Annotated in this window: 13 protein-coding genes and 1 riboswitch; of the genes, 4 read left to right on the top strand and 9 right to left on the bottom strand. The window is 73.3% G+C overall.

All coding sequences use genetic code 11. The features are described 5' to 3' along the window. Nucleotides 1-30: 30 nt before the first annotated feature. The 4 genes from cobM to EX20_RS07505 are packed head-to-tail and all read right to left on the bottom strand — an operon-like array spanning nucleotide 31 to nucleotide 3833. Entirely contained in the window at nucleotides 31-759 is a 729-nt protein-coding gene (gene cobM, locus EX20_RS07520; protein WP_034193131.1) for a precorrin-4 C(11)-methyltransferase, read from the bottom strand. A gap of 13 nt (nucleotides 760-772) precedes the next feature. After that, a complete protein-coding gene (locus EX20_RS07515) occupies nucleotides 773-1531 on the bottom strand; it encodes a cobalt-precorrin-6A reductase (RefSeq protein ID WP_034193130.1) in 759 nt (252 codons plus the stop codon). Beyond that, a complete protein-coding gene (locus EX20_RS07510; RefSeq protein ID WP_011884849.1) occupies nucleotides 1528-2616 on the bottom strand; it encodes a cobalt-precorrin-5B (C(1))-methyltransferase in 1089 nt (362 codons plus the stop codon). Before EX20_RS07510 ends, EX20_RS07515 begins: the two co-directional genes overlap by 4 nt. Continuing rightward, nucleotides 2616-3833, bottom strand: coding sequence for a bifunctional cobalt-precorrin-7 (C(5))-methyltransferase/cobalt-precorrin-6B (C(15))-methyltransferase (locus EX20_RS07505; RefSeq protein ID WP_011884847.1), 1218 nt, complete (start codon nucleotides 3831-3833; stop codon nucleotides 2616-2618). Before EX20_RS07505 ends, EX20_RS07510 begins: the two co-directional genes overlap by 1 nt. Before the next feature lie 206 nt (nucleotides 3834-4039). After that, nucleotides 4040-4228, top strand: a riboswitch (cobalamin riboswitch). Between the two features lie 106 nt (nucleotides 4229-4334). Between EX20_RS07505 and cobG the strand changes: the two genes are divergently transcribed. The 4 genes from cobG to cobJ are packed head-to-tail and all read left to right on the top strand — an operon-like array spanning nucleotide 4335 to nucleotide 8815. After that, complete coding sequence (cobG, locus tag EX20_RS07500) at nucleotides 4335-5735, top strand: precorrin-3B synthase (protein ID WP_081350640.1); 1401 nt, start codon at nucleotides 4335-4337, stop codon at nucleotides 5733-5735. Next, nucleotides 5728-6354: a precorrin-8X methylmutase gene (locus EX20_RS07495; protein WP_014723034.1), complete on the top strand. Its 627-nt coding sequence runs from the start codon at nucleotides 5728-5730 to the stop codon at nucleotides 6352-6354. Before cobG ends, EX20_RS07495 begins: the two co-directional genes overlap by 8 nt. Then, on the top strand, nucleotides 6351-7085 hold the full coding sequence (locus EX20_RS07490; RefSeq protein ID WP_011884842.1) for a precorrin-2 C(20)-methyltransferase: 735 nt from the start codon (nucleotides 6351-6353) through the stop codon (nucleotides 7083-7085). Before EX20_RS07495 ends, EX20_RS07490 begins: the two co-directional genes overlap by 4 nt. Then, nucleotides 7082-8815: a precorrin-3B C(17)-methyltransferase gene (cobJ, locus tag EX20_RS07485; RefSeq protein ID WP_034193129.1), complete on the top strand. Its 1734-nt coding sequence runs from the start codon at nucleotides 7082-7084 to the stop codon at nucleotides 8813-8815. The genes EX20_RS07490 and cobJ overlap by 4 nt, the downstream gene beginning before the upstream one ends. Nucleotides 8816-8878: 63 nt before the next feature. On the opposite strand, the gene EX20_RS07480 is transcribed toward cobJ, so the two are convergent. The 5 genes from EX20_RS07480 to cobN form a co-directional block, all read right to left on the bottom strand. Beyond that, a complete protein-coding gene (locus tag EX20_RS07480) occupies nucleotides 8879-9451 on the bottom strand; it encodes a DUF1993 domain-containing protein (protein WP_034193128.1) in 573 nt (190 codons plus the stop codon). Between the two features lie 90 nt (nucleotides 9452-9541). Further along, nucleotides 9542-9994 carry a YaiI/YqxD family protein gene (locus EX20_RS07475; RefSeq protein WP_011884836.1) on the bottom strand — a complete coding sequence of 151 codons (453 nt, stop codon included), beginning with the start codon at nucleotides 9992-9994 and terminating at the stop codon, nucleotides 9542-9544. 85 nt (nucleotides 9995-10079) lie between these two features. Next, nucleotides 10080-10688, bottom strand: coding sequence for a vWA domain-containing protein (locus EX20_RS07470; protein WP_034193127.1), 609 nt, complete (start codon nucleotides 10686-10688; stop codon nucleotides 10080-10082). A gap of 68 nt (nucleotides 10689-10756) precedes the next feature. Then, nucleotides 10757-11845 carry an ATP-binding protein gene (locus EX20_RS07465; protein WP_034193126.1) on the bottom strand — a complete coding sequence of 363 codons (1089 nt, stop codon included), beginning with the start codon at nucleotides 11843-11845 and terminating at the stop codon, nucleotides 10757-10759. Next, entirely contained in the window at nucleotides 11842-15672 is a 3831-nt protein-coding gene (gene cobN / locus EX20_RS07460) for a cobaltochelatase subunit CobN (protein ID WP_034193125.1), read from the bottom strand. Before cobN ends, EX20_RS07465 begins: the two co-directional genes overlap by 4 nt. Between the last annotated feature and the right edge of the window lies 1 nt (nucleotide 15673).

Below are 15673 nucleotides of genomic sequence, written 5' to 3'. Positions count from 1 at the left end.
CGCCCGCCCCGCGCGTTGCCGCGCGGCGGCTCACCGCGCGCTCGCATAGAGCGTCGAGTCGGCGAATCCGTGCGCGTCGAGCACGCGGCCGATCAGGATCAGCGCGGTGCGCTCGATGGCCGTGCGGTCGACCTTCGCGACGATGTCGGCCAGCGTGCCGGTCACGCGCTCCTCGTCGGGCCAGCTCGCGCGATAGATCACCGCGACCGGGCAATCGGGCCCGTAGTGCGGCAGCACTTCGTCGACGATGCGTGCGAGGTGACGCACGCCCAGATGGATCGCGAGCGTCGCGCGATGCGCGGCGAGCGCGCCGAGCGCTTCGCCTTCCGGCATCGTCGTCTTGCCCGCGAAGCGCGTGAGGATCACCGTCTGCGCGACGCCGGGCAGCGTCAGCTCGACGCCGAGCGTCGCAGCGCATGCGGCCGTCGCCGTCACGCCCGGCACGATTTGATACGGGATCCCGAGCGCGTCGAGCCGGCGGATCTGCTCGCCGATCGCGCCGTACAACGACGGATCGCCCGAATGCACGCGCGCGACGTCCTGCCCTTTCGCATGCGCGTCGGCGAGCAATGCGACGATCGCGTCGAGATCGAGGTCGGCGGTATTGACGACCTGCTCCGCGCGATGGCCGTCGAGCACGGCGGGCGGCACGAGCGAGCCTGCGTACAGGATCACCGGGCACGTGCGCACGAGGCGCTGGCCCTTCACCGTGATCAGCTCCGGGTCGCCGGGGCCCGCGCCGATGAAATACACCGTCATCGAAAATTCTCCGTCAATTCATTGAGTGGCCGCGCGCGCGTCTCGCGCGCGCGGCCGGATCGAGTGCGTCGAGCAGCGCGGCGACCGAGTCGAAGATGCGATCGGCGGCGGGCAGCGGCGGACGTTCGAGCATCACGACGGGCAGCCGCCGCTCGCGGGCGACGTCGAGCTTCGCCTCGGTCGCGGCGCCGCCGCTGTTCTTGCTGACGACGACGTCGATCCCGGCGAGCGCGAACAGCGCGCGTTCGCCTTCGAGCGTGTACGGCCCGCGCGCGGCGACGATCTGCGCGCGCGCGTTGCCCGGATGCGGATCGAGACAGCGCACCACCCAGAACTGGTGCGGCGGGATCGCGTCGAGGTGCGCGAGCGGCTCGCGGCCGAGCGTGAACAGCGGCCGCCGAAACGGCGCGAGCGCCGCCTCGATGCCGGCCCAGTCGCCGACCATGCGCCAGTCGTCGCCCGGCTGGGGCGTCCACGGCGCGCGGCGCAGCGCCCACAGCGGCACGTGCGCGTCGCGCGCGGCGGCGGCCGCGTTCGCGCTGATTTGCGCGGCATACGGATGCGTCGCGTCGATCACGCGGCCGATGCCGGCATCGCGCAGATACGCGGCGAGCCCGGCCGCGCCGCCGAAGCCGCCGACCCGCACCGCGCAGCGCAGATCGTCGGGCACCTTGCCGAGGCCCGCGAGGCTGTACACGTGTCGCGGGCCGAGGGCGCGCGCGATCTTCAACGCGTCGCCGGTGCCGCCGAGCAGCAGGATGCGCGCACTCATCGCGCACTCCCGACGAAGCGCCCTTGCCGATCGATCGCGAACATCTCGACCGCGACCGAGGCCGGCACGATGTCGCGCGCGACGCGCAGCGCATGTGCACAGACGATGTCGCCGAGCGGCACGCCGTCGGCGAGCGCGAGCTTCAGCGCTTCCTGGCTCGTGTTGGCCGCGCGCATCGCGGCCTGCAGCGCGTCGCTCGCGCCGGCGTCGGCCGCCCACTGCGCGAGCAGCGGCAGGTCGATGCTCGAATGGCGGCTGTGCAGGTCGAGATGGCCGGCCGCGAGCTTGCTGAGCTTGCCGAAACCGCCGCACATCGACACGCGCGCGAGCGGCGCCCGGCGCAGATGCTTGAGCACCGCGCCCGCGAAATCGCCCATCTCGATCAGCGCGATGTCGGGTAGCCCGTAGTGCGCGCGCATCGCGTCCTCGCTCGCGTTGCCGGTGCACGCGGCGATGTGCGCGATGCCGTTCGCGCGCGCGACGTCGATGCCCTGATGGATCGATGCGATGTACGCCGCACAGGAGAACGGCCGCACGATGCCGGTCGTGCCGAGGATCGACAGGCCGCCGACGATGCCGAGCCGCGGGTTCATCGTCTTCAGTGCGAGCGCCTCGCCGCCCTCGACGCCGATCGTCACGTCGAATCCGCCCGTATAGCCGTGCTCGGCCGCGAGCGCGTCGAGGTGCGTCGTCATCATCTGGCGCGGCACCGGGTTGATCGCCGGCTCGCCGATCGGCAGCGTGAGCCCCGCGCGCGTCACCGTGCCGACGCCCGGCCCCGCATGGAAGCGCACGCCCGGCGCGGCCGACAGCGCGACGCGCGCAAACACCAGCGCGCCGTGCGTGACGTCGGGATCGTCGCCGGCGTCCTTGATCGTGCCGGCTTCGGCGCCGGCCGCCGTGGTCCGGCAGAATTCGAGCCGCATCATCACGCGCTGGCCCTTCGGCAACACGATCTCGACCGCATCGTCGGCACGGCCGCCGAGCAGCAGGCGCGCGGCCGCGAGCGACGTCGCGGTGGCGCAGCTGCCGGTCGTGTAGCCGAACCGCAGCGGCGCCGGCTGTTCGGGCGTTTCGTCGCGCATCATGCAGCGCCCGCGTCGGGCTTGCGCACGTCGTACAGCGTGACCGGCAGCGGCTGCCGCCACGTGTCGAAGCGGCCGAGCGGCTCGGCATGCGCGAGCGACACGCGCGTGAGCGTGCCGCCGTGTGCGTCGCGCCACGCGGCGAGCGCGAGCTCGCCCTGCAGCGTCACCGCGTTCGCGACGAGCCGCCCGCCCGGCTTCAGCGCGGCCCAGCACGCGTCGAGCACGCCGGCCCCGGTCGCGCCGCCGCCGATGAAGATCGCGTCGGGCGGCGCCAGCCCCATGAGCGCAGCGGGCGCGCGCCCGGCGACGAGTTGCAGGCCCGGCACGCCGAGCGCGTCGCGGTTGTGTTCGATGTAACGCTGCCGTTCCGCGTGCGACTCGATCGCGATGGCGTGACACGACGGATGCGCCCGCATCCATTCGATGCCGATCGAGCCGCTGCCCGCGCCCACGTCCCACAGCAGCTCGCCCGGCGCGGGCGCGAGACGCCCGAGCGTCAGCGCGCGCATGTCGCGCTTGGTGAGCTGGCCGTCGTGCCGGTATGCGTCGTCGGGCAGGCCCGGTGTGAGCGCGCGGCGCGGCGCATCGGCGCCGGCCACGCAGTCGAGCGCGACGAGATTGAGCGCCGCGGTTTCGTCGATCCGCCAGTCGTGCGCGAGGCCGTCGATGCGCCGCTCCAGCGGGCCGCCGAGGTGCTCGAACACGCTGATGCGGGTCGGCCCGAAGCCGCGTGCCGTCAGTTCGGCGGCGACCGTGGCCGGTGTGCGGCCGTCCGCGCTCAACACGAACAGGCGCCGGCCCGGCAGCAGGTGGCGCGCGAGTGTCGCGAGCGGCCGGCCGACGAGCGACACGGCGCCGACGTCCTGCAACGCCCAGCCGAGGCGCGCGGCCGCAAGCGACAGCGACGACGGCGCGGGCAGCACGCGCCATTCGTCGGCGCCCAGCTCACGCGCGAGCGTCGCGCCGACCCCGAACAGCATCGGGTCGCCGCTCGCGAGCACGCAGACGGGCGCGCCGCGCGTCGCGAGCAGGCCCGACAGATCGAACGGCGACGGCCACGCTTCGCGCGCGGCCGTCAGCCGCGCCGGCAGCATGTCGAGGTGCCGCCGCGCGCCGACGATCCGCGTCGCGTCGAGCAGCGCGCGCCGCGCGCTGCGCCCGAGCCCCGCGTAGCCGTCGTCGCCGATGCCCACTACCGTCAGCCACGCCGTCATCCACCCTTCCCCATCGTCCGGTTCCATCGAGTCGCCGCGCGCGGCGCACACGCGCGCGCCGGTGCGGCGATCCGCATTGCGAAAGACGGCATGGTAGCGTGTTCCACCGCGCGTTTCCATCCGCCGGCCGCGCCGCCGCGCAGCGTTTTCGCGTCGGCCCACACCGCCGTTCGGCGGTCGCGAAGCGGCGGTGAAATCGGGTATCCTACGGCCGTTCGTTCGCCGGTGCCCTTCGGGGCCGAAGAGGGAACACAGGGCGCGCCGCGCCGCTGTGGCTGCCCCCGCAACTGTAGACAGCGAGCCGCGCTCCGCCACATGCCACTGGTTTCACCGGGAAGGCCGGGAGCCGGCGCCGACCTGTCAGCCAGGAGACCTGCCGGCCAGAAAGTGCGTGCGTGCCAGTCGGCGTCGGGCGGGGTGTACCGATGCGTTGGCCGCGGCGCCACACTGCCCGCTATCCCGTTGAGTTCCGCCCCCGATTCGAATCCTGCGTTGCCCGTCGTGCGCCCGTCGGCGTGCCCGGGGCTCATGCGCGTCGTCGCGGCCGCAGACGGCGGCCTGTGCCGGATCAAGCTGCCCGGCGGCCGGCTCGCCGCCGCGCAGGCGCGCGCGATCGCCGACGCCGCGCGCCGGTACGGCTCCGGCCTGATCGACGCGACCAACCGCGCGAACCTGCAACTGCGCGGCATTCGCGACGGCGCGGCCGCGCCGCTCGCCGGCGCCCTGCTCGACGCGGGCCTCGGCCCCAACTCGGCCGCGTACTCCGGTGCGCGCTCCGGCGCGGATGCGGTCGGTGCAAGCGACGCCGACGACGCCCGCGCCGCGCTCGCCGCGAGCGACGACGTGCGCAACCTGCTGCTGAGCCCGCTCGCCGGGCTCGATCGCGCCGCGCTCGTCGACAGCCGCGCGCTCGCGCGCCCGCTGCTCGACATGCTGACGCACGAGCCGCGCCGCGGTGAGCTGTCGCCGAAATTCTCGATCCAGCTGGACGGCGGCGAAGCGGTCGCGGCGCTCGATCATCCGCACGACATCTGGCTCGCCGCATGGCGGCGCGACGACGGCGCGCCGCGCATCGCCGCGGGCCTCGCCGGCTGTCCGCCGGTCGCGCCCGGCGACCGGCCCGCATCGTTCGACGTCGCGCCGCACCAGGCCGTCGAACTGGTGCGCGCGTTGCTGCTCGCGTTCCTCGATCTGGCACCGGCCGGCGTCACGCGCATGCGGGCGCTGCTCGCCGACGGCGGTGAACGCGCGCTCGTCGCGCGCGCGCAGCACTACGCGCCGTTCCCGCTCGCGGCCGATCCGGCGCTCGCCGGCTGGCGGCGTCCGCCGGCCGACGCCGCGCTGCGCTTCGGCGCACGGCCGACGCGCGACGCCGATCGCTGCAGCGTCGGCGCGCAGTTCGTGCTCGGCCGGCTCGATGCCGCGCTGCTGGAGCGGCTCGCCGCACTGGCCGACGCCGACGGCGACGGCACGCTGTCGATGACGCCGTGGCAAGGCGTCTTCGTGCACGGCGTGCGCGTCGCGCGCGCGCCGGCCGTGCTGGCCGCGCTCGCGTCGCTGGGCCTCGTCTGCACGCCGCTCGACCCGCTCGCGACGCTGGTCGCGTGCACCGGCAGCGCGGGCTGCGCGAAGGCGCGCGCGGATACCAAAGGCGATGCGCTCGCGCTCGCCGCGCGCGTCGGCCGGCCGCTCGACGTGCATCTGAGCGGCTGCGAGCGCCATTGCGCGCTGCCGCATCCCGCGGCCTACACGCTGATCGCGGTGGCGCCCGCACGCTACGACCTTTACCGGCGCGATACGACCGTGGGCCCCGGCGCCCCGCTCGCGCGCCATCTGACGATTGACCAGGCCGCAGCCCGACTGACGGGCGCGCGGCACAGCCAGGACACCACCGATGCTTGACTACATTCGCGACGGGCAGGAGATCTACCGCCAGTCGTTCGCGACGATCCGCGCCGAGGCCGATCTGACGCGGATTCCGCCCGATCTCGAGAAACTCGCGGTACGCGTGATCCACGCGTGCGGGATGATCGACATCGTGTACGACCTGCGTTTTTCCGCGGGCGCGGGCCACGCGGGCCGCAGCGCGCTCGCGGCCGGCGCGCCGATCCTGTGCGACGCGAAAATGGTCGCCGAAGGCATCACGCGCGCGCGGCTGCCGGCCGGCAATCGCGTGATCTGCACGCTCGGCGAGCCGGAAGTGCCCGCGCTCGCACGCGAGCTCGGCAACACGCGCTCGGCCGCGGCGCTCGAACTGTGGCGCCCGCATCTGGCCGGCAGCGTGGTCGTGATCGGCAACGCGCCGACCGCGCTGTTTCATCTGCTCGACATGCTCGACGCCGGCGCGCCGCGCCCGGCGCTGATCCTCGGCTTTCCGGTCGGCTTCATCGGCGCGGCCGAATCGAAGGCGCTGCTCGACGCCGACAGCCGCGGCGTGCCGTACGTCGCGCTGCTCGGCCGGCGCGGCGGCAGCGCGATGGCCGCGGCCGCGGTCAACGCGCTGGCCACGGAGGCCGAATGACGGCCGCGCGCGGACGGCTGTTCGGCGTCGGCGTCGGCCCCGGCGACCCGGAACTGATGACCATCAAGGCGTTGCGGGTGCTGCAGGCCGCGCCGGTGGTCGCGTATTTCGTCGCGAAGGGCAAGAAAGGCAACGCGTACGGGATCGTCGAAGCCCACCTGCTCGACACGCAGACGCAGCTGCCGCTCGTCTATCCGGTGACGACCGAGGCGTTGCCGCCGCCGCTCTGCTACGAGACCGTGATCGCCGACTTCTACGACACGGCCGCCGCGATCGTCGCGTCGCATCTCGACGCGGGGCGCGACGTCGCGGTGATCTGCGAAGGCGATCCGTTCTTCTACGGGTCGTACATGTACCTGCACGATCGCCTCGCGCCGCGCTACGACACCGAAGTGATTCCCGGCGTGTGCGCGATGCTCGGCGGCACGGCCGTGCTCGGCCAGCCGCTCGTGTATCGCAACCAGAGCCTGTCGGTGCTGTCCGGCGTGCTGCCCGAGCACGAACTGCGCACGCGGCTCGCGCAGGCCGACGCGGCCGTCGTGATGAAGCTCGGCCGCAACTTCGACAAGGTGCGGCGCGTGCTCGACGAACTCGGCCTCGCGAAGCGTGCGCTGTACGTCGAGCGCGCGACGATGGCCACGCAGCGGATCGTGCCGCTCGACGACGTCGATCCGATGGCGTCGCCGTATTTCTCGCTGCTCGTCGTGCCGGGGGAAAAATGGCAAGGATGACGACTCCGCCCGCGATCGTGATCCTCGGCGCGGGCGCGCTCGACACCGCGCGGCGCATCCAGGCGCGTTATCCGGGCGCGCGCGTGCACGGGCTCGCGTCGCGCGTCGACGCGGACGTGCCGTTCGACGAGCTCGGCGCGCAGCTGCGCGAACTCTATGCGCGCGGCGCGCCGATCGTCGCGCTGTGCGCGGCGGGCATCGTGATCCGCTGCATCGCGCCCGCGCTCGCCGACAAGGGCGTCGAGCCGCCGGTGCTCGCGGTCGCGGAAGACGGCTCGGCCGTCGTGCCGTTGCTCGGCGGGCTGACCGGCGTCAACGCGATCGCGCGCGAAATCGCGGACGCGCTCGGCGTCGCGCCGGCGATCACGACGAGCGGCGAGTTGCGCTTCGGCGCGTGCGTGCTCAATCCGCCCGACGGCTACGCGCTCGCCGATCTGCAGCAAGGCAAGCGCTTCGTGTCCGACCTGCTCGCCGGGGCCGCCACGCGCATCGACGGCGCGGCGCCGTGGCTCGACGACGTCGCGCTGCCGCGCGACGCCGCCGCCGCGCATGCGATCCGCGTGACGGCGGATGCGTGGCGCGGCGCACGCGACGAACTGGTGATTCATCCGCGCAGCGTGGTGGTCGGCGTCGATGCACAGGGCGTGCGGGCCGACGCTGCGGTGTCGTGCGGCGAGCAAGCCGATCCGTTGCTCGCGCAGCGCATCGGCGCCTTGCTCGATACGCACGGTCTCGCGCGGCAGGCGCTGGCGGCACTCGTCGCGCCCGCGACGTTGCTCGGCGATACACGGCTCGACGCGGCAGCGCACACGCTCGGCGTGCCGCTGCGTTTCGCCGATGTGGATGCCGGCTCCGATGCCGCCGCGCTGCTCGGCCGCACCTTGCGCGTCGCTCACACGCTGCGCGGCGCGTCCGGCGGCCTCGCGTGCGCCGTGGCGGCGCAGCCGGTCGATTCCGCCACGCTCGGTCGCGCGCGCGGCCGGCTGACGGTGCTCGGGCTCGGGCCGGGCGACGCCGCCTGGCTCACGCCGGCCGCGCGCGCGGCGCTCGCGGACGCCACCGACATCCTCGGCTACACGACCTACGTGACGATGGCCGGGCCGTTCCGGGCGGATCAGCGCGTGCACGGCACCGACAATCGCGAGGAAATGCAGCGCGCGCGCCATGCGTTCGAACTGGCGGCCGAGGGCCGGCGCGTCGCGGTCGTGTCGTCGGGCGACCCCGGCGTGTTCGCGATGGCCGCGGCCGTGCTCGAAGCGCTCGACGAAGCGCGCGACCCGCAATGGGCGGCCGTCGAGCTGCGCATCGAACCCGGCGTGTCGGCGTCGCTCGCGACCGCCGCGCAGGCCGGCGCGCCGCTCGGCCACGACTTCTGCGCGATCTCGCTCTCGGACAACCTGAAGCCGTGGGAGGTGATCGAGACGCGCCTGCGGCACGCGGCGCAAGCCGATCTGGTGATGGCGTTCTACAACCCGATCTCGCGTGCGCGGCCGTGGCAGCTCGATCGCGCGCTCGACGCGGTGCGCGCGCATCGCGCCGCCGATACGGTCGTCGTGCTCGGGCGCGACATCGGCCGGCCCGGCGCGACGCTCGTGACGACGACGCTCGGCGCGCTGCGCAGCGATCAGGTGGACATGCGCACGATGGTGATCGTCGGCTCGTCGACGACCCGGCGCTTCGCGATCGGCGACGGACGCGAGTGGGTGTATACGCCGCGCTGGTATCGCTGAGCGCTGCGTCGGTTGCGGCGATCGCGGCGATCGCCGCGCATCGCGGGCCCCCGGCCCGCGCGCTCAGCCCTGCGGGATCGTGTCCGGGCGCACGTACGCGAGCATGTGCGGCACGTAGTCGGCCTTGCCGAGATCGACGCCGTGATGGCGCAGGATCGCGTACGCCGCAACTGCATGAAAGTAGAACTGCGGCAGCGCCCAGTCGCGCGCGTACTGCTCGCCCGTCATGTCGAACGCGGTGCCGTTCGGCAGTTGCAGCGAGATCGGCCGTGTCGCGCCGCCATCGAGCGCGTCGGGCGCGAGCTCGCCGAGAAACGCGATCGTGCCGGCGACGATGCCCTGCGCATCGCTCAGCGTGCCCGGTTGCGCGTCCGCCTGCCAGCCGGCTTCGCGCAACGCGAGCAGCGCGTCGGGCAGCGCTTCGCCGCGCAGCCGGTACACCGGCTCCATCGCCTGAAAGCACGAGAAGCGCACCTGCGCGGCGAGCGGATACATGTCGGGCGCGAGCTTCAGCGTCAGCAGCGCATCGCCCGCGTCGCCCGCGGCCCGCCGCTGCGCGAGCGCCTTGTCGAGCCACGCGGATTGCGCGCGCAGCATCTGGGTGAAGGTGGGAACGAGCAGTTGGGTCAGTGACATCCAGGTCCTCCTATCGGTCGTTCATGCCGCGACCTCGGCGTCGCGGCGAATCGGTCGCCTGCTGCGGCCGCCGCTTCGGCACGCGCGACGTCACGGCTTGCCGTGGCGCGCGACGAAGCGGTCGAGCTGCGACGCGAAGGCGTTCGCATCGCGCGCGCTGAACGGCGCGGGGCCGCCCGTATCGATGCCCGCGCTGCGCAGCTGTTCCATCATCGCGCGCGTCGACAGGCGCTCGTCGATGTTCTCGCGGCTGAACCAGTTGCCGCGCGGGTCGAGCGGATGCGCGCCCTTGTCGAGCAAGGCGGCGGCGAGCGGAATGTCGGCCGTCACGACCAGATCGCCCGGCTGCGCGAGCTCGACGATGCGCGCGTCGGCCTCGTCGAAACCGGCCGGCACCTGCAGCGCCTTGATATGCGGCGACGGCGGCGTGCGCAGGAACTGGTTCGCGACCAGCGTCACGCAGATCCCGGTGCGGCGCGCGACGCGAAACAGCATGTCCTTGATGACGGCGGGACACGCGTCGGCGTCGACGAAGATTTGCATGGCTGGCGTTCCGGTGAGCTGAAACGGCGATCATAGCGCAGCGCCGCCGCTCGGCACCGCTCGGCAGCACTCACCGCAGGCGCGCTCAGCCGGTCGCCTGTCCATGCAGCGTCGCCGCGGCCAGCCACTGCGCGCCCCACGCGTCGGCGAGCCGTCTGCCCTGCCCGATCGCGACCGCCGCGCGATCGAAGTCGACGAACACGACATGATCGGCGGCAGCCGGTCGCGGCGGCGTTTCGCGCGTGCGCCCGTCGGACAGCACCCACAGCCAGCGTTGCTTGCCGGGGGCGCGGCGCGCGTCGCGGGCCAGCAGTTGCGACGCGGCCGCGATGCCGTCCGCGAGCGGCGTGCCGCCGCCGCCGTGCACTGGGTCGAGCCAGCGCGCATTCCACCACCGCGGCACGGCCGGCCCGAAGCGCCGCGCGACGCCGTTGCCGCCGAAGCAGATCAGCGCGGTTTCCATGCGGCGGCGCGCCGCGTCGTCGAAGTACGCGACGATCAGCCCTTTCGCGAGCGCGAGGCGCTCGTGCGACAGCATCGACGCCGAGCAGTCGAGCACGAAGCAATGCAGCGCAAGCGGTGTGCCCGCCCGTTTGCGGAACCGCAGATGCGCGGCATGCAGCGGCTCGCCGCGCTTCGCGGCGAGCGTCGCCGGCCACGCGAGCGCCGTGCCGGCAAGTGCCGCGCCGGGCACGCGCGCGGCGGCGCCCGGCTGCCATCGAGGACCGCGAACGACGTTCGCGGCGGCGGCGTCTCGATGGCTCAGCGCTTTTTTAGCGGCAGCGGCACCACGCCCTTCACGTCGTGCAATCCGGCCGGCTCGGGCGGCAGATAGCCCCAGTCGCCATCGGGCGACGGCGCAGCGCCGCCCGCCGCGTGCGCGCCCGCGCGCTCGTCGCGCCGCGAATGCGGGTCCGGCGGCGCACGGCCGTCGCGTGCGCCGTCGTCGCGCGACGGCGATGCATCCGGCGCGCGCGGCGCATCCGCATGACGCCGGTGGCGCAGCACCGCGTCGGCCACGCGTTCGACGTGCGACACCGTCACCGCGGCGGCCTGTTCGAGCGCCGCGAGTGCGCGCGCGGCGCGCAGCATCACGAGGTCCGCGCGCAGCCCGTCGACGGCCGCGTCGATGCACAGCGCGCTCACGCGCGCGTGCACCGCGTCGTCGAAATCCAGCGCGGCGAGCCGTTGCCGCGCCGCGCGAATGCGCTCGCCGAGCGCGCGCTGCGCATCCGCGTGGTGCGCCCGGAACGCGTCGGGGTCGCCGTCGAACGCGAGCCGCGCCTTCACGATCTGCGCGCGCTGCGCGGCGTCGAAACAGTTCTCGAGCTCGACCATCAGCCCGAAGCGATCGAGCAGCTGCGGGCGCAGCTCGCCTTCCTCGGGATTCATCGTGCCGACCAGCACGAAGCGCGCATCGTGCGCGTGCGACACGCCATCGCGCTCGACCACGTTCACGCCGCTCGCGGCGACGTCGAGCAGCGTATCGACGAGGCCGTCGGCCAGCAGGTTGACCTCGTCGACGTACAGCACGCCGCGATGCGCGCGCGCGAGCAGGCCGGGCCGAAAGCGCACGCCGTTCTCGGCGAGCGCGTGCGCGAGATCGAGCGTGCCGGTCACCTGCTCGTCGCTGGCCGACAGCGGCAGCGTGACGAATTCGCCTTCCGGCAGCAATTCCGCGAGCGCGCGTGCGGCGGTCGACTTCGCGGTGCCGCGCGGCCCGCTGACGAGCACGCCGCCGAGCGCCGGGTCGATCGCCGCGAGCAGCAGCGCCTGCTGCAGCGGCTGCTGCGCGACCAGCGCCGCGAACGGGAACGCCGCGCGCGTGCGCTGCATGGTCGGATCGGTCATGGTTGCCTGCCTTCCTGAAGTTGTTCGCTGTCGAGCCAGACCGCTTCGATCCGCTCGCGATAATCGCCCGGCTGCTGCCACAGCCCGCGCTGCATCGCTTCGACGAAGCGTTCGCAGATCCCGTGCAGCGCGTGCGGGTTGTGCCGCTGGAGGAACGCGCGGGTGTCGTCGTCGAACAGGTACGCGTCGGCGACGAGCGCGTACTGGTGGTCCGACAGCACGCGCGCGGTCGCGTCATAGCCGTACAGATAGTCGACGGTCGCGGCCATCTCGGCCGCGCCCTTGTAGCCGTGGCGCTTCACGCCGTCGAGCCACTTCGGATTGACCACGCGCGAGCGGATCACGCGCGCGATTTCCTCGCGCAACGTGCGCATCTTCGGCGCGGCCGGGTTCGCGTGGTCGCCGTGGTAGACGCTCGGCTGCTGCCCGGACAGGTGCCGCACGGCCGCCGTCATCCCGCCCTGGAACTGGTAGTAGTCATTCGAATCGAGGATGTCGTGCTCGCGGCTGTCCTGGTTCTGCACGACCGCGTCGATCGTCGCGAGACGCTCGCCGAACACGTCGGACGCGGCGTCCCCCGCGCTGTTCTGCGCGTACGCATGGCCGCCCCAGCGGCGATACGCGTCGGCGAGATCGGCGTCGCTCTGCCAGCCGCGCCGGTCGATCAGGTCCTGCAGCCCGGCGCCGTAGCTGCCCGGCCGCGCGCCGAACACGCGCCAGCCGGCGCGGCGCCGCGCTTCGTCCGGCGCGACGCCGCGCGCGATCCAGCTCGCCCGCTCGCGTTCGATGCGCGCACGTACGGGGTTCAGCGCTTCCGGCTCGTCGAGCGCGGCCACCGCCTGCACGGCCGCATCGAACAGATGCATCAGGTTCGGGAACGCGTCGCGGAAGAAGCCCGACACGCGCAGCGTCACGTCGATGCGCGGCCGGTCGAAGATCTCGATCGGCAGGATCTCGAAATCGGTCACGCGATGGCTGCCGTGCGCCCACTTCGGCCGCACGCCGAGCAGCGCGAACGCCTGCGCGATGTCGTCGCCGCCGGTGCGCATCGTCGCGGTGCCCCATACCGACAGCCCGACCGCGCGCGGATAGTCGCCGTGATCCTGCAGATGACGCTCGATCAGCTGCTGCGCGGATTTCAGGCCGAGCGACCAGGCGGCCTGCGTCGGCACCGCGCGCGTGTCGACCGAATAGAAGTTGCGGCCGGTGGGCAGCACGTCGGGACGGCCGCGCGACGGCGAACCGCTCGGCCCCGGCGGCACGAAGCGGCCGTCGAGCCCGCGCAGCAGCTGGCGCAGCTCCTCGCCGCCGCACGCGTCGAGCGCGGGCAGCAGCGTCGCGCGCACGCGTTCGAGCACCGCGCGCGCGTGCGGCCAGTCGCCGGGCGGCGCGGTGGCGGTGCCGGCGCCGGCGTCGCCGTCGGCCGGCGCAGCGCCTTCGCCCGCGCACACGTCGTCGAGCCACTGCTGCGCGAGCCGTTCCAGCCGCTCGCGCGTATCGCCCGCATGGCGCCACGGCGCCGCGTCGAGCGCCTGCAGCACGGCCGGGCGCGGGCCGGTCCACGGCGCGGCCCAGTCGGCCGCGAGCGGATCGAAAGCGTCGCCGAGCGACAGATCGCGCGCGAGCGCGCCGATCAGCCCGGCGCGTTCGCCGCGCCCGTCGCCGACCGGAAAGCGCGCGAGCGCGAGCAAGGTGTCGCGCCGCTGGCGAGCGGCCGGCGACACGCCGAACACGTGCAGCCCGTCGCGGATCTGCGCTTCCTTCAATTCGCACAGCCACGCGTCGACGCGCGTGAGCAGCGCATCCTCGTCGCCCGCATCGCGCGGCGGCGACACGCTCAACTCGTCGTGCAGCCGATGCTCGGCGATCGTCGCGAGGATCGTCTTGCGCAGCAGCTTCGCGCGCCGCGCGTCGACCATCAGCGCTTCGTAGTATTCGTCGACCTGCCGTTCGAGGTCCTGCAGCGGCCCGTAGTTTTCCGCGCGCGTGAGCGGCGGCATCAGGTGATCGACGATCACGGCCTGCGCGCGGCGCTTCGCCTGGCTGCCCTCGCCCGGATCGTTGACGATGAACGGATACAGATGCGGCAGCGGCCCGAGCGTCAGGTCGGGCCAGCATGCGTCGGACAGCGCGACGCTCTTGCCCGGCAGCCATTCGAGGTTGCCGTGCTTGCCGAGATGGATGACCGCGTCGATGCGGAACGCATCGCGCAGCCAGAAGTAGAACGCGAGGTACGCATGCGGCGGCACGAGCTCCGCATCGTGGTAGCTCGCATAGTCGTCGTCGTCGCGCGAGCGCGACGGCTGGATGCCGACGAACACGTTGCCCGCGCGCCAGCCGGCGATCGTGAAGCGCCCGTGGCGCAGCGTCGGGTCCGCTTCCGGCTCGCCCCAGCGCGCGTTCAGCGCGTCGCGCACCGCCGCCGGCAGCCGCGCGAAATGCGCGCGGTAGTCGGCCAGCGCGAAGCTCTGGAACGCCGGGCGCAGCGCGTGCACGGCCGGCTCGTTGGTCACGCCCGCGGTGAGCCGCGCGATCAGCGCATCGCCGTCGGCCGGCAGGTCGGCCACCGTGTAGCCGGCGTCGCGCAGCGCCGCGAGCACGCGCAGCGCGGAGGCCGGCGTATCGAGCCCGACGCCGTTGCCGATCCGTCCTTCGCTTTGCGGATAGTTCGCGAGGATCAGCGCAATGCGCTTGTCGGCGTTGTCGAGCGTGCGCAGCCGGCACCAGCCGCGCGCGAGCGCCGCGACGAACGCGATCCGCTCCGCGTCCGGCTGGTAGCGCACGACGTCGACCTGGGTGTGCGGGCAGCGATACGCGAGCCCCTTGAAGCTGACCGCGCGCGTGACGATGCGCCCGTCCACTTCCGGCAGCGCGATGTGCATCGCGATGTCGCGCGCATGCAGCCCCTGGTTGTCGGCGAGCCACGCATCGCGGTTGCCGCCCGACAGGATCACCTGCAGCACCGGCGCGTCGCCGGCCAGCACGTCGGGCTCGGGCGCGTCGATCGCGCCGGCCGCGAACGCGGTGGTGTTCAGCACGAGCGCGACGCGATGCGCGTCGCACAGGCGCGTGATGACCTCGCGGCTCAGCGCGTCCTTCAGCGACGTCACGGCGATCGGCAGCGGGTTGAGGCCTTCGCGCACCAGTGCGTCGGCCAGCGCGTCGAACACCGCCGTGTTCGCGGCCTGCCAGTGCGCGCGATAGAACAGGATCGCGACCACCGGCGCGCCGGGCGTCCAGCGCGCGCGCCAGTCGTCGACGCTCGCTGGGTCGCGCGCCGGGTGGTACAGCGCGGCGGCCGGCAGCGGACGCGGCGGCGCCGGCTCCGCACCGAAGCCGAGCGTATGGAACGCGATGCTGCGCAGCAGCGCGTCGGCGTTGTGCAAGCCGCCTTCGCGCAGATAGCGCCACCACAGCCGGCACAGCGCCGGCGCGACCGTGCTCTTCGCGACGAGGTTCGGATCTTCCTGCAGGTCGCCCGAGAACATCGCGAGCTGCTGCCCGCGCTTCGACGCGAGGGACACGGCCTGTTCGATCCCGTACGGCCAGTATGCCTCGCCGCCCAGATGATCGATCACGACCGTTTTCGCATGACGCAGCACGTCGTCGACGTAGAAATCGACCGACGCCGGCTGGCGCAGGAACGTGACGTTCGCGAGCCGCACGCTTGGGAAACCGGCCGGCAGCGTCGGCACGACGCCGGCCAGCAGCGACAGCGTCGTGTCGGCCGAACTGAGGATCACGATGTCGGCCGGCTGCTGGTCGATCCGGACGACGCCCTGCGTATCGTCGACGAAGCCGCCCGGCGTGGTGCGCAGCAGATGCATC

Source organism: Burkholderia sp. WP42 (assembly GCF_000745665.1).
In the GTDB taxonomy this organism is placed as follows: Bacteria; Pseudomonadota; Gammaproteobacteria; order Burkholderiales; family Burkholderiaceae; genus Burkholderia; species Burkholderia vietnamiensis.
Note: the sequence above shows the minus strand (reverse complement) of the source record. Positions and strands in the feature narration are given on the sequence as shown.